General features: G+C 66.6%; 11 protein-coding genes. 7 read left to right on the top strand and 4 right to left on the bottom strand.

The window, feature by feature from the left end; translation table 11 throughout:
• Positions 1-53 precede the first annotated feature (53 nt).
• Genes AC1DHL_RS06805 through AC1DHL_RS06795 form a run of 3 tightly spaced genes read left to right on the top strand, consistent with a single transcriptional unit; the run spans position 54 to position 3,108 of the window.
• Positions 54-1,607 carry a DNA-3-methyladenine glycosylase 2 family protein gene (locus AC1DHL_RS06805; RefSeq protein ID WP_478161496.1) on the top strand — a complete coding sequence of 518 codons (1,554 nt, stop codon included), beginning with the start codon at positions 54-56 and terminating at the stop codon, positions 1,605-1,607.
• Positions 1,608-1,612: 5 nt separating this feature from the next.
• Entirely contained in the window at positions 1,613-2,137 is a 525-nt protein-coding gene (locus tag AC1DHL_RS06800; RefSeq protein WP_478097439.1) for a methylated-DNA--[protein]-cysteine S-methyltransferase, read from the top strand.
• Entirely contained in the window at positions 2,134-3,108 is a 975-nt protein-coding gene (locus tag AC1DHL_RS06795; RefSeq protein ID WP_478161494.1) for a DMT family transporter, read from the top strand. Before AC1DHL_RS06800 ends, AC1DHL_RS06795 begins: the two co-directional genes overlap by 4 nt.
• Here AC1DHL_RS06795 and AC1DHL_RS06790 read toward each other — a convergent pair.
• Both AC1DHL_RS06790 and AC1DHL_RS06785 read right to left on the bottom strand, forming a co-directional pair.
• On the bottom strand, positions 3,058-3,810 hold the full coding sequence (locus AC1DHL_RS06790) for a DUF1345 domain-containing protein (RefSeq protein WP_478097442.1): 753 nt from the start codon (positions 3,808-3,810) through the stop codon (positions 3,058-3,060). The two genes, AC1DHL_RS06795 and AC1DHL_RS06790, sit on opposite strands and share 51 nt — an antisense overlap.
• On the bottom strand, positions 3,789-4,685 hold the full coding sequence (locus AC1DHL_RS06785) for a mechanosensitive ion channel family protein (RefSeq protein ID WP_478097444.1): 897 nt from the start codon (positions 4,683-4,685) through the stop codon (positions 3,789-3,791). Before AC1DHL_RS06785 ends, AC1DHL_RS06790 begins: the two co-directional genes overlap by 22 nt.
• Positions 4,686-4,833: 148 nt before the next feature.
• Here AC1DHL_RS06785 and AC1DHL_RS06780 point away from each other — a divergent pair, with 148 nt between their 5' ends.
• Both AC1DHL_RS06780 and AC1DHL_RS06775 read left to right on the top strand, forming a co-directional pair.
• Positions 4,834-5,550 (top strand): c-type cytochrome, encoded by a 717-nt coding sequence (locus AC1DHL_RS06780; protein WP_478097446.1) that lies wholly within the window; start codon positions 4,834-4,836, stop codon positions 5,548-5,550.
• Between the two features lie 7 nt (positions 5,551-5,557).
• Positions 5,558-6,826, top strand: a complete 1,269-nt coding sequence (locus AC1DHL_RS06775) for a cytochrome c (RefSeq protein WP_478097448.1) — start codon at positions 5,558-5,560, stop codon at positions 6,824-6,826.
• 11 nt (positions 6,827-6,837) lie between these two features.
• Here AC1DHL_RS06775 and AC1DHL_RS06770 read toward each other — a convergent pair whose 3' ends face one another.
• Positions 6,838-7,812, bottom strand: coding sequence for a JmjC domain-containing protein (locus AC1DHL_RS06770; RefSeq protein WP_478161492.1), 975 nt, complete (start codon positions 7,810-7,812; stop codon positions 6,838-6,840).
• 188 nt (positions 7,813-8,000) lie between these two features.
• Between AC1DHL_RS06770 and AC1DHL_RS06765 the strand changes: the two genes are divergently transcribed.
• Together AC1DHL_RS06765 and cueR are read left to right on the top strand one after the other, a co-directional pair.
• On the top strand, positions 8,001-10,250 hold the full coding sequence (locus AC1DHL_RS06765; protein ID WP_478161490.1) for a heavy metal translocating P-type ATPase: 2,250 nt from the start codon (positions 8,001-8,003) through the stop codon (positions 10,248-10,250).
• Complete coding sequence (cueR, locus tag AC1DHL_RS06760) at positions 10,247-10,663, top strand: Cu(I)-responsive transcriptional regulator (protein ID WP_478097454.1); 417 nt, start codon at positions 10,247-10,249, stop codon at positions 10,661-10,663. The genes AC1DHL_RS06765 and cueR overlap by 4 nt, the downstream gene beginning before the upstream one ends.
• Positions 10,664-10,675: 12 nt before the next feature.
• Here cueR and AC1DHL_RS06755 read toward each other — a convergent pair whose 3' ends face one another.
• The gene (locus tag AC1DHL_RS06755) at positions 10,676-13,033 is read right to left on the bottom strand and encodes a fatty acid cis/trans isomerase (protein WP_478161488.1); all 2,358 of its coding nucleotides are present in this window, start codon (positions 13,031-13,033) and stop codon (positions 10,676-10,678) included.
• Positions 13,034-13,056 lie beyond the last annotated feature (23 nt).

The following is a 13,056-nucleotide window of genomic DNA, read 5'->3' as shown; positions in this document are numbered from 1 at the left end:
CCAGATGTCCGGAAATGGCTACTCTTGGCCTGGCGCGAACGTATGATCCTTTCATGCCAGCCACCCCCGCCTCCACTGCCGGACTTGAGAGCGATGCATGCTATTTGGCCATGAAGGCCCATGATGCACGCTTCGACGGGTCCTTCTTCACCGGCGTGACATCCACGGGCATCTATTGCCGGCCGGTGTGCCGCGTGAAGCTGCCCCGGCGCGAGAACTGCTGCTTCTTCCGCCACGCGGCGCAGGCAGAGGCCGCAGGATTCCGCCCGTGCCTGCGTTGCCGACCCGAACTGGCGCCCCGCGCCGCGAGTTGGTCGACCGAGGACGCGTCGCGCATCCTTGCGCTGCAGGCGGCACGGCTGATCGACGAGCCCGACGCCTGGTCCGACGACGGCCCAGGCGCGGCGCAAATTGCCGCGCGGCTCGGCGTCAGCGACCGCCACTTGCGCCGCATCTTCGAGGCGCAGTTCGGCGTGTCCCCGTTGCAGTATCTGCAGACGCGTCGCCTGCTCGCCGCCAAGCAGCTGATCGCCGACACGCGACTGCCGATGACGCAGGTCGCGCTCGCCAGCGGATTTGCGAGCGTGCGCCGCTTCAACGCGGCCTTCTTGGCCCACTACGGTCTGAACCCGAGCGCCCTGCGCCGCGCCGGCGGCTCGGCCGATCGCCGTGAAGGCGATGGCGTCGAAGTGAAGCTCGGTTTTCGTCCGCCTTATGACAGCGCCGCGATGCTCGATTTCTTCGCGCGCCGCGCGCTGCGCGGCGTCGAGCTCCTCTCGGAAAGCAACGGCACGAAGCAGTTCGCACGCACGCTGCGCGTGTCGCAAGGCGGCCGGACGCTGCAGGGATGGCTGCAGCTTCGCTTCGATCCGCAGCGCGAGCAGGTCCTGCTGCGCGTGGGCGATTCGCTGGCTTCAGTCTTGCCCATCGTGATCAGCCGCGTGCGTGCCATGCTCGATCTCGATGCCGAGCCGATGGCAATCAACGGTGCGCTGCACGCCAGCTTTCCGCACGGCGACGGCCTGCGCGTGCCCGGTACGGTCGACGGATTTGAACTGGCCGTGCGCGCGGTCCTCGGCCAGCAGATCACGGTCGCGGCCGCGCGCACCCTGGGCTCGCGGCTGGTGCAAGCCTTCGGCGAGCCGATCGCGACGCCCATCGACGGGCTCGACCGGCTCTTCCCCACACCTGCGGCCATTGCCGGTGCAAGCGGCGACGCGCTGGGCCAGCTCGGCATCGTGCGACAGCGCCAGGCAGCATTGCTCGCGGTGGCGCGCGAAGTGATGGGAGGCCGGCTTGCCCTGCATGCCGGCGCCGACGTCCCCGCCACCCTCGCTGCGTTGCAGGCATTGCCAGGCATCGGCGACTGGACGGCGCAGTACATCGCGATGCGCGCCCTGCGCTGGCCCGACGCATTCCCCGCAGGCGACGTCGCGCTGCAGAAGGCGCTCGGCGTCACCACGGCACGTGCGGCTGCGGAAGCTTCACTCGCCTGGCGTCCCTGGCGTGGCTATGCCGTGCTGCGCGCCTGGTACGCCCCTTCCTCATCTCCCACGATCGATGCTGCATCGATCGTCCCCACCATCGATTCCGGCGTCACCGTCTGATAGCCATGAAATTCAAGACTTCAACGATCTACACCACCCACTTCGACAGCAAGCTCGGCGGCATCACGCTCGCCGCGACCGACAAGGGCCTGGCAGGTGTCTGGTTCGACCGCCAGCGACACTCGCCGGACATGACCGGCTGGGAAGTCGCGACCGACCATCCGGTGCTGCGCAAGGCGACCGAACAGCTCGACGAGTATTTCTCCGGACGCCGCCAGCATTTCGACCTGCCGCTGGATCTCTCGCACGGCACGCCCTTCCAGCAATCGGTATGGCAGGCGCTGCTCGCGATTCCCGCGGGCGAGACCACCAGTTATGGCTCGATCAGTGCGGGTGTCGGCAAGCCCGCCGCCGTGCGCGCCGTGGGCGCTGCGGTCGGCCGCAATCCGATCAGCGTGATCGTGCCCTGCCATCGGGTTCTGGGCTCCGACGGATCGCTCACCGGCTATGCGGGCGGGCTCGACCGCAAGACTGCGCTGCTCGAACTGGAAGGTGCGCTGGGCGCACCGCTCGCGGAGACGGGTTCATGAGCGAAGCCGAGTGCACCGCGGGCGGCCCGGCTACGGCGAATCCCGCGCCACCTCCTTCGAAGCCGAAGGCGGCGAGCCGCCGATGGGTCGTGGACTTGTTGCTGCTGGGCATGCTTTGGGGCGCGTCCTTTCTTTTCATGCGTATCGGGGCCGCCGAATTCGGCGCGCTGCCGACGGCGGCGGTTCGCGTCGCGATCGGGATGATCTTCCTGCTGCCCCTGTTGGGGATACGGGGACAGTGGTCAGCGTTGAAGCAGTACTGGAAGCCGGCGCTCGGCATCGGCGTGCTCAACTCCGGCATGCCATTCGCGTTCTTCTCGTTCGCGCTGCTGACCATCAACAGCGGCCTCGCGGCGGTGATCAACGCGACCGTGCCGATGTTCGGCGCGCTGGTCGCATGGGCGTGGTTCGGAGATCGACCTGACCGTTCGCGCATCCTGGGCCTGGTGATCGGCTTCGTCGGCGTCGCGATGCTCGCGGGCCGCGGCGCGGGCTTTCATTCCGGCGCGGACGAGGGTGCCGCGCGATGGGCCATCGCTGCATGCCTTGCCGCATGCATCTGCTACGCGTTTTCCGCCAGCCTGACGCGCAAGTACCTGGTCGGCGTCCCTGCATTGGCGACGGCGACAGGCAGCCAGATCGGTGCGACGCTCGCGCTCGCCGTACCGGCGTTGTGGCTCTGGCCCACCCAGATGCCGAGCGTGCAGGCGTGGCTGGCGCTGGTCGCCGTGGGCACGGCGTGCACCGGACTGGCCTACATCCTGTTCTTCAGGCTGATCGAGAACGCGGGCCCGGCGCGCGCGCTCACGGTGACCTTCCTGGTGCCGGTGTTCGCGTTGTTCTATGGCGCCGTGTTTCTCGGCGAAGAGATCACGCAGTGGATGCTGATCTGCGCAGTGGTGATCGTGTGCGGCGTGGCGCTATCGACGGGTCTGGTCAGGCTGGGCCGCACCAGCCGCCGGGCTGCCTGAAGACGCCGGCGACGGGCCCTGCATCGACGCGGCCACCACGTTGATGGACAGCGCCAGCACCAGCATGTTGAAGGTGAACGCGAGCACGCCGTGGATCAGCGTGATGCGCCGCATCTCGCGCGACGTGACCTGCACATCGGACACCTGCGAGGTCATGCCGACCACGAAGGAGTAATAGAGAAAGTCGAAGTAGTCCGGCTCCGACTTGCCGGGGAACTTCAGCCCCGGGGGCTCGGCCTTCGGGCCTTTCCCGCTCTCCTTTTTCTCGCGCTGGTAGTAGCGGTGCGCGTAGTGGAAGGCGTAGATGGTGTGAATCATCAGCCACGAACTCGCGAGGCCCGCCAGCCCCAGCGCGATGTGGCCGACACGCTGCGCACCAGACAGTCGCGGCACCTGCTGCAGCAGCATCGCGATCACTCCGACACCGACGCCGACCGCGATCACCATGATGATCAGGATCCATGCCTTGGGCTGGTCGAGTTGCTGCGCGCGCAACCGTGTGCCCTCCGCATCCGACGTCTCTGCCAGCCACCAGGCGGGCAGCAGGTACGCGGCGGCCGCGACGCACCAGCCCAGCAGACCGCGCGAGGCGTCGTCGAGCGGCCAATGAAACAGCGGCAGGCCGAAGCTCACCACCAAACCCAGGACAGCGCCGCACAGCAGACGCTGCCAGCCCGTCATCAACGCGAATTGCTTGCGCATGCGGCGACTTTAGCGCCAGCCGCCCAATGCGCCGGCGCCGGGCCGTACAGCGCCATGCGGGGAAGCTGCAGCTGGATGTCCGCCCGATCGAACGCGACCTTGAGGCGCCGAAGGTATTCCCGGCGAATCGTCCACTGTTGCAGGGGCAACACCTTGAAGCGACAGCGCAGCACGACGGCACCGTTCTCGAAGCGCTCGACGCCCGCCATCTCCAGGTCCGCGAGGATCTTTCCTGCATGGGAAGGGTCGGCTTGCAGCGTTGCGCCGACTTGCACCATGACGGACAGGACTTCATCGATGTTCTCCTGACAGGAAACGCCGACCTCGACCACGGCCTGCGCGAAAGACCGCGACATGTTGGTGACGGTGGTCACGAGATTGTTCGGCACGAAATGAACGTTGCCTTCATAGTCCCGCAGCCGGACGTGGCGAAGCGTGATGTCCTCCACCACGCCGCTGAGATCGGCGATCTTCACGACGTCGCCGGTACGGATCTGGTCCTCGAACAGGATGAAGAAGCCGGTGAAGTAGTCTTTCACCAGGCTTTGCGCCCCGAAGCCGACGGCCAATCCCACGACGCCGGCGGCGCCGAGAATCGGCGCCAGCGATATGCCGATTTCGGCAAGCACCAGCATGACCGCGATGGCGCTGACAGCCAAGGCGATCAGGTAGCGGACCACGCGTCCGAGCGTCTCGGCCCGCTGGGGGCCGTCGGCTCCGCCGAGCCGGGCCTCGACACGAAGACGAACCGCCCCCACGACCCTTTGAAGCACGATGATCGCGGCCCACGCAACCGCGATGATCAGCATGATGCGCAGGCCTGAGAGCACGGGTGCGCTCCATTGTTGCCAGTTGATGCTTTCGAATGCTTTCATGTATTGATTCATGGCGTCCATTCTCTGGAGGTGCGGCCTTTCCGCGACAGCGGAACGATCTGAAAAGCACGGCGAACCGTCCGACGCGCAGAACCGATCCGATCGCGCTACGCTCCGGCGTGCCCGTCGTCCAACCAACGAACCACGAATGAACATTCCACGCCTCCTGGCGCCCCTGCTCACAGCCTGTGTCCTGGCGGCGCCGGTGTTTGCCGCACCGCCTGCGCCCGGGCACGTTCCCGACACCATCGAACAACGCGTCGCAGCCTGCATTGCCTGTCACGGCCGCGAGGGATCGAGCACCGAGGCAGGCTATTACCCGCGTTTGTCCGGCAAGCCTGCAGGCTATCTTTTCAACCAGCTGCAAAGCTTCCGGGACGGCCGTCGCTTCAACACGGACATGGTGCATATGGTCCGGCACCTGTCGGACGCCTATTTGCGCGAAATCGCCGAGTACTTCTCCTCCATCGACCTGCCCTACCCGCCCGTTCCCAGCACCACCGATGCCACGCCCGAGATGCTGGCGCGCGGCAAGGCGCTGGTGTTCCAGGGCGACGCGGCGCGCGACATTCCGGCCTGCGTGCGCTGCCACGGCGAGGCACTGACCGGTGTGTTGCCCGGAATTCCGGCGCTGGTCGGCCTGCCGCGCCTGTATCTTTCATCACAGCTCGGCGCATGGATCACCAACGAGCGCCACGCGCTCGCGCCCGACTGCATGGCGGAGGTGGGTCGCAAGCTCACGTCAGCCGACATCAACGCCGCGGCGAGCTGGCTCGCGATGCAGCCGGTGCCCTCCAACCCCAAGCCCCAGGCCACGGCGCCGAGCCCCGTGCCGATGGCATGCAGCGCGCTGAACGCCAACTGAGCCCGCCATGCGACGCCTTTTCTATCTGCTGGTCTTCCTGGTCACGCTCGCGGTGCTGGCCGGCCTGGCCATCGTCGGGCTCAACCTGCGCGGGGAGGACAAGCTGCCGGAAACACCGGCCGCCTTCAATGGCACGCCGGCCCAGGTCGAACGTGGCCGCTATCTCGCGCTGGCCGGCAATTGCGCGGGATGCCACACGGCCCTCGGCGGCGCGCCGTACGCGGGCGGCGTCGGCATCGAGACGCCCTTCGGCACTGTCTTCGCGAGCAACCTGACACCCGACCCGAAAGCCGGCATCGGCGACTGGAGCGCCGACCATTTCTGGCGGGCCCTGCACAACGGCCGCTCGAAGAACGGGCGCCTGCTCTACCCCGCCTTCCCCTACCCGAACTTCACGCGCGTGACGCGCGACGATTCGGATGCGATCTTTGCGTATCTGCGGAGCATCCCGCCTTCGCCGACGCCGAACGTTCGGCACCAGTTGCGCTTTCCCTATGACACGCAGGCTGCGCTCGCGGTGTGGCGTGCGCTCTCCTTCACGCCCGGCACCTTCGAACCGAATCCCGCGAAATCTGCCGAGTGGAACCGCGGCGCCTACTTCGTCGAAGGCCTCGGCCACTGCATCGCCTGCCACGGCACCCGCAACGTGCTCGGCGCCACGCAGGAGAAGCTGGGCCTCTCGGGCGGCCTCATCGCGGTCGAGAACTGGTATGCGCCTTCGCTCACCTCCAAGCGTGAAGCCGGCGTCGCCGACTGGGACCCGCAGGACGTGGTCGAACTGCTCAAGAACGGCCGGTCGGCGCGCGGCTCGGTCATGGGCCCGATGGCCGACGTGGTATTCGGCAGCACCCAGCATCTGGACGAGGCGGACCTGCACGCGATGGGTGTGTACCTCAAGGAACTGCCGAGCACCGCGACCGCCGCGGCGCCGACTTCGACCACCCGACGCGACCCCCGCGTCATGGAACGCGGCGCCAGGATCTTCGACCAGCGCTGCGCCTACTGCCACGGCGACTCGGGCCAGGGAGCAGTGGGCGCCTATCCGCCGCTCGCGGGCAATCGCGCCGTGCTGATGGACTCGGCGGTCAACCTGATCCAGATCGTGCGCCACGGCGGTTTCCTGCCTTCGACCGGAGGCAATCCGCGCCCTTACGGCATGCCGCCTTTCAGCCCGGTGCTCGACGACATCGATGTCGCCGCCGTGCTGACCTACGTTCGCGGATCGTGGGGCAACGACGCACCCCCCGTGACACCGCGCGACATGATGCGCCGGTGACGAGCAGCGCCCTAGTAGGAGCCGGGCGGCGGCTTGAAGGTGAGTTCGTTCTTCGTCTTCATCGCGTAGGCCGCGCGGGCCAGCGACGAGTGGGCAAAACCGATAACTTTTCCGATGGGCGCCTTGATGGCGTCCACCATCGGCGATTCGCCCGGCTGCGCAGGCGACAGCCCGCACTTGCGCAGCATCCGATTGAACTGGTGCACGCGCGCCGTCTTGCGCGTATGGGCGGTGTAGAAGTTCACGCCGACCGAGATCGCCACGCGGTCGCCGGGCGTTGTCCATTCCGGGTCCGAGCGCGTCATGTGGGGCGAGGTGCTCGGGAAGTAGATTCCGTCTCCCGGTCCTGTCACGAATTCATGGCTGCGTGCGACGAATTCGTCCTTCAGCCGGACCTTGCGCGCCGAGTGGGCGACGATGTAGTCCTCCACCCCGTCGATCGGCACGACCACGCGGTCGGTATGGTCCCAGACGTTCATCACCTTCTGTCCATGCAACATCAGCCAGAAGTTGTTCTCGCGGTCGATGTGGAACGGCGTCACTGACGGCGGCGCCGAGATGAAGATGAAGCCGGTGACCATGAAGATCCCGCGCTGCTCGCGCATGATGGTGTCGCGCACGTTGTCCAGAACGCTCTCGAGAAGCGCCTTGTAGCGCGGAATGGCTTCGACGTCGTAGAGCGCAATCCAGGAACCAGGCTCCTCGATGCGTCTGAACACTTCCTCGATGCTGCGTCCGTCCGAAGGCTTGCTGTCGTGCGCAAAGCCTGACGCCTGCGTGATGCCCGGCCTGACGAAACGGCACTGCTTGAGCGGCACCAGTTCCTGCGCAAGCGCTTCCAGTTCAGGCAGTTGAAAGAGTGGATGCAGGTGGTAGGTGTGATGGAGCCTGCCCACCTTGTACGTGGTGAAGCCTTGGGGGTCGTCCACCCACATGCGGCAGTCCTTCGTGACGGCCGCCATCCGATCGATTTCGCTCGCGCCCATCGAAACCTCCTCGATGTGAATGCGGAAGAATAGGCGATGTAACAAAAAAATACTAAATGGCGTTCGATGTAGTACGAAAGAACGACCCCAACATCAAGCCCATCAAGTCCGCTTGACCCTCCCATCATGGAAAGGTTGAAACTCCTTCCATCCCGCCCACATGGCGGCTTGAAGGACAGGAAATCTCCATGAACCAGAGCTTGGCGCTCTCGCCCGGCACGACGACCGGCCTCCTGGAATGGTCGCTCCCGATCGAGGGCATGACCTGCGCGTCCTGCGTGGCGCGGGTCGAACGGTCGCTTGCCGGCGTTCCGGGCGTGACCGAAGCCAGCGTCAACCTGGCGACCGAAGCGGCCAGCGTGCGGACCGATGGGTCGGTGGAGCTCGCCGCCCTGCGCGCCGCCGTCGAAAAGGCGGGCTACGCCGTCGGCGAGGAAGAGGCTCCGGCGGCACTGGCCGGCGTGGCGCGCACCCCTGGTTTGGCATCCGTGCAGCGGCGCGGACGCAACGATGCATGGCCGGTCATCGCCGCCGCCATTCTGTCGGCGCCACTCGTGTTGCCGATGTTCGGCGTGCTCTTCGGCGAGGAATGGATGCTCGACGGCTGGCTGCAGCTCGCGCTGGCAACGCCCGTTCAATTCTGGCTCGGCGCGCGCTTCTATCGCTCGGGCTGGAAGGCGCTGAAGGCTCGCGCCGGCAACATGGACCTGCTGGTCGCCCTTGGCACGTCGGCCGCGTACGGGCTCAGCGTCTACCTTCTCCTGTTCGCGCACGCCGACCATGGCGTGCCGCACCTGTATTTCGAGGCTTCGGCGGTGGTCATCACGCTGGTGCTGCTCGGCAAGTGGCTGGAAACGCGAGCCAAGCGCCAGACCACCGAGGCCATCCGGGCGCTGAACGCGCTGCGTCCCGAGCGCGCGCGCGTACGGCGAGACGGCGCGGAGCACGACGTGCCCGTGGCGCAGGTCCGGATCGACGACCTGGTGGTCGTCCGCCCCGGCGAGCGGGTGCCGGTCGATGCGCTGGTCATCGAAGGCAACAGCGAAGTCGACGAGTCGCTGATCACCGGCGAAAGTCTGCCGGTCGCCAAGCAAAAGGGCGATGCCGTGACCGGCGGCTCCGTCAACGGCCAGGGCCTTCTGCTGATACGGACCACCGCGGTGGGCGCGGAATCCACGCTCGCACGCATCGTTCGGCTGGTCGAGTCCGCCCAGGCGAAGAAGGCGCCGATTCAGCGGCTGGTCGACCAGGTCAGCAGCGTGTTCGTGCCGGTGGTCGTCGGTATCGCCCTGCTTACTTTCCTTGGCTGGGGCCTCGCCGCGGGGAACTGGGAGACGGCGATATTGAATGCCGTCGCCGTGCTCGTCATCGCGTGTCCTTGCGCCCTGGGCCTCGCCACGCCGACGGCCATCATGGCCGGGACCGGCGTCGCCGCCCGCCATGGCGTGCTGATCAAGGATGCCGAGGCGCTCGAAGTGGCGCACAGCGTCAAGGTCGTCGCCTTCGACAAGACCGGCACGCTGACCGAAGGTCGCCCGGAACTCGTCGCCTGCGAGGCTGTCGACGGCCACGCGGAAGCCCTGCTCCGCGCCAGCGCCGCCATCCAGGCCGGCAGCGAACATCCTCTGGCTCGTGCGGTGCTCGCCGCCGCGAAAAACGCCGGCATCGACATCCCGCGTGCCAGCGCCGTGCGCGCTGTTGCGGGACGCGGCATGTCGGCTGTCGTCGATGGTCGCGAGATGCGCCTGGGCAGCAGCCGTTTCATGCGCGAACTCTCGGTGCCACTCGGCAAACTCGACGCCCGCGCCTCGCAATTGCAGTCGGAAGGGCGCACCGTCTCATGGCTGGCGGACGTGACCGAAGGCCGGACGCTGATCGGCATGCTGGCGTTCGGCGACACACCGAAAGCCACGGCGGCCGAAGCCATCCGGCAATTGCACGCACAAGGCATTCGCACCGCGCTGGTCTCCGGTGACAACCGCGGCAGCGCCGAGGCGGTGGCGCGTGTGCTGAAGATCGACACCGTGCGCGCCGAAGTACTCCCCGAGGACAAGGCGACCATCGTCGCGCAACTGAAGGCCGACGGCGAGCGCGTCGCGATGGTCGGCGACGGCATCAACGACGCGCCTGCGCTGGCCGCCGCCGATGTCGGGATCGCGATGTCCACCGGCACCGACGTGGCGATGCACGCAGCCGGCATCACGCTCATGCGGGGCGATCCGGCGCTGGTGAGCGACGCCATCGACATCTCGCGCCGCACTTACGCCAAGATCCGGCAGAACCTGTTCTGGGCCTTTGCGTACAACGTGGTCGGCATTCCCCTGGCGGCCTTCGGCCTGCTGAGCCCTGTGATCGCCGGCGCCGCGATGGCCTTCAGCAGCGTGAGCGTGGTGAGCAATGCGTTGCTGCTGCGCCGCTGGAAAGGAAAGGCGCGATGAGCGCAGCAAGAGCAGACATGGAACCTTTCAACATCGGCGAGGCCGCGGCCCGCTCCGGCGTTTCCGCCAAGATGGTGCGGCACTACGAGTCGCTCGGCCTGTTGCCCGACGTGGCCCGCACTGACGCGGGCTATCGGCAGTACACAGAGAGCAACGTGCACACGCTGCGCTTCATCCGCCGTGCGCGCGATCTGGGTTTCAGCATGGCCGAGATCGCCGAACTGCTGAAGCTCTGGCAGAACAAGCGCCGTGCAAGCGCCGACGTCAAGCGCATCGCCCTCGCGCACGCTGAAGACCTGCATCGTCGAATCGAGGAGATGGCGGCGATGAAGCGCACGCTGGAGCGGCTCGCCGAGTGCTGTCATGGCGATCACCGCCCCGATTGCCCGATCCTCGACGAACTGGCGGAGTAGGCGCGCCCGCACCTATCGATTTTCGAACCGGTTGTAGTCGAGGATGCCGGCTTCCAATGGCTGATCCTTCTGATAGCGATCGATGACGGCATCGCTGAAGGCCCAGAAGTCGGGATTGGTGCGGCGCACGGCCCAGCGTTTCGAGAAGGCCGCGTAGTCGGCCTCGGACCGAAGCTCGCGCATTGCCGCAGTCATGGCCGGCAATTCGGCCACGGTGGCGCGATAGAAGGCATTCGGGTAGCTGCCGATCACGCCGGGGACCATCGTCAGCGTGTCCTCATCGGGCCGCAGCTCGCGGCGCTCGCCGACCAGATGGGACACGCTCGAATGCGCCGTGTTGCGCAGCAGGCTGAAAGTGGTCCTGGTGCCGTCGGCCGCCTCGACGACCAGGAGCGCGCTTTCAGGCATCCATTGCAGTGAGGTGCCGTGCACGGCCTCCAGCTCGCGCTGCGGCGCTTTCAGCGTCGGCGCCGCATGGTGGTCGAGATCGAAGCGCGTGTCGAGCACGGGAGCCAGCTTCGTCTTCATCATTTCGAGCAACTCGCGCTTGGGGTCGGCCGTCCGAAAGCGGATGCCGCTCTCGATCGCCAGGGTCGTCGCGGGGCCGCCATACACCTGCTCGCGCGTGCTCAGGCCGTCGTCGCGGTACCACGCGTCCCGCGTGACCGTGCGCTGCGCCTTGGGCAGCAGCATGATGAAATTGAACTCGCCCTCCATGCGCAGGAAGTCCATGTAGAGCCGCGAGTTGAGCTGGTGTCCGATGTTGCCGTAGACGTCGTAGTTGGCGACCAGCAGATAGTGGATGCGTTCGAGCAGCGGATAGCCGATGACCCACGCCGTCTTCGGCGATTCACCCACCATGCCCTTGACCACGCTCGCGCTGTCGTAATGGCGGAACACCGTCAGGGCGGCGTTGTCGTTGCGGCCATCACCGTCCCAGATCAGCCGCAGATCGAGCTTCTGCGGTCCGCCGAGGCTCTGGGCCAGGAATTGAGTGCGGGCCTTCAGGTAGTCGTTCTCCAGCCTCGCGTAGTAGAGCCAGGGAACCACGACATCGGTGTTGCTGCTGCCGGTGGGGAGCCGCAGCAGATTGGCATCGCGGGCCAACTGGCCGGAAAGCGCGCTGTCGTAGCCCTCGGAGGGCGCGAGGAACACGACCCAGAAGTGGTCTTCGATCACGTCGAGCGCCATCTGCCCGCGGCACACCGGCCCCTTGATGAAGCCCATGATCGTGAATTCCGCCTCGTCGAGCATGAAGCGATAGCGCGCGCCGACCGGCAAGGCCGCAAAGGTGGAGAACGGATTCGCCGCCATCTCGGCGCTGTAGCCCGGCAGGCGGTCCACCGAATAGGGCGCATCAAGAAACAGCGAGCGCCAGCGTGCCATGCGCTGTGCGTTCAGGGCATAGGGCATGTGTGTCTTGGCGACGATGGTCTCGCGCTCGGGCACGAGCCGGTAGTAGACGCGGTCCACGCCGGGGTCGTCGACGGGTCGACGGCTGGCGACAAGTTGCACCGGCTGGCCGGGTGGCGTGGCCGAACGCACCATCTTGAAATATTGGCGTTGCGGATCGTCGTCGAAATAGAGATGCGCGAGAAACAGGTGCTCGTAGGCGTAGCGGCTGAAGAGCCTTTCCTTCAGCGAATCGCCGTTGAAAAAAAGCTCCCACTGCGCGACACGCTGCATCGCCAGGCCCGACGGCGCGGGCGGGCCCTCGTACGGCGCTCCCTTCTCGATCCACTGGGTGAGGGTACCGTGCTCCGCAGGGCTGAGACCCGGCAATCCGAACGGCATCCCGCCCAATGGCGACTCGCGCTCGTAGCGCGTGATCTCCTCGCCCGCGGGACACGTCGCCTTGCGATTGATCGAGAAGTCCAATCCGCCGCTGACGACACCTTCGGTCGGCAGCGGATGCTGCTGCTTGAGAGACAGCAGGCGATGCATCAGCCCGGCGGTGCGGTTCGCTTCCGGTGTCGGCGCATGCTCGTTCAGGACGGGGAAGAAGTCACGCGTCCGCCATTCCGAGGGCTTGTCGGCGTCGACAAAAAGACGCGACGGCGGGGCCGCGAGCAATCGGGTCGCGTCATACACCGGCGTCTTGTTCGCACCCCGCGCGAGGCCTTCCCAACTCGTGGCCTTCAGCTGGCAAGGTGCGTCATAGCACGCGTGGCAAACCACGCACCGGCGATCGAGGATGGGCTGGATGGTCTGCGCGTACGACTGACCTGCGGGCGGCGCGATGGGCTTGTCGAAGCGCGTCGGGTCCGCCGGACCGAAGAGATCGTCGAAGCGCTGCGTGGCAACCGTTGCACAAGCGGCAATCAAGACGAGGACAAGGACGATCAATGACGCGACACGAACACGACGCATGCCGGTACCTTTCGACTGCAGCT

It is taken from the genome of Variovorax sp. 10L426 (assembly GCF_056395305.1).
This window is presented reverse-complemented; position numbering and strand designations above follow the sequence as displayed.

Bases quoted from the DNA above. Each gene is read 5' to 3' on its own strand.
- AC1DHL_RS06805 (WP_478161496.1), top strand. From the start codon at position 54: ATGCCAGCCACCCCCGCCTCCACTGCCGGACTTGAGAGCGATGCATGC.
- AC1DHL_RS06800 (WP_478097439.1), top strand. From the start codon at position 1,613: ATGAAATTCAAGACTTCAACGATCTACACCACCCACTTCGACAGCAAG.
- AC1DHL_RS06795 (WP_478161494.1), top strand. From the start codon at position 2,134: ATGAGCGAAGCCGAGTGCACCGCGGGCGGCCCGGCTACGGCGAATCCC.
- AC1DHL_RS06790 (WP_478097442.1), bottom strand. From the start codon at position 3,810: ATGCGCAAGCAATTCGCGTTGATGACGGGCTGGCAGCGTCTGCTGTGC.
- AC1DHL_RS06785 (WP_478097444.1), bottom strand. From the start codon at position 4,685: ATGAAAGCATTCGAAAGCATCAACTGGCAACAATGGAGCGCACCCGTG.
- AC1DHL_RS06780 (WP_478097446.1), top strand. From the start codon at position 4,834: ATGAACATTCCACGCCTCCTGGCGCCCCTGCTCACAGCCTGTGTCCTG.
- AC1DHL_RS06775 (WP_478097448.1), top strand. From the start codon at position 5,558: ATGCGACGCCTTTTCTATCTGCTGGTCTTCCTGGTCACGCTCGCGGTG.
- AC1DHL_RS06770 (WP_478161492.1), bottom strand. From the start codon at position 7,812: ATGGGCGCGAGCGAAATCGATCGGATGGCGGCCGTCACGAAGGACTGC.
- AC1DHL_RS06765 (WP_478161490.1), top strand. From the start codon at position 8,001: ATGAACCAGAGCTTGGCGCTCTCGCCCGGCACGACGACCGGCCTCCTG.
- cueR (WP_478097454.1), top strand. From the start codon at position 10,247: ATGAGCGCAGCAAGAGCAGACATGGAACCTTTCAACATCGGCGAGGCC.
- AC1DHL_RS06755 (WP_478161488.1), bottom strand. From the start codon at position 13,033: ATGCGTCGTGTTCGTGTCGCGTCATTGATCGTCCTTGTCCTCGTCTTG.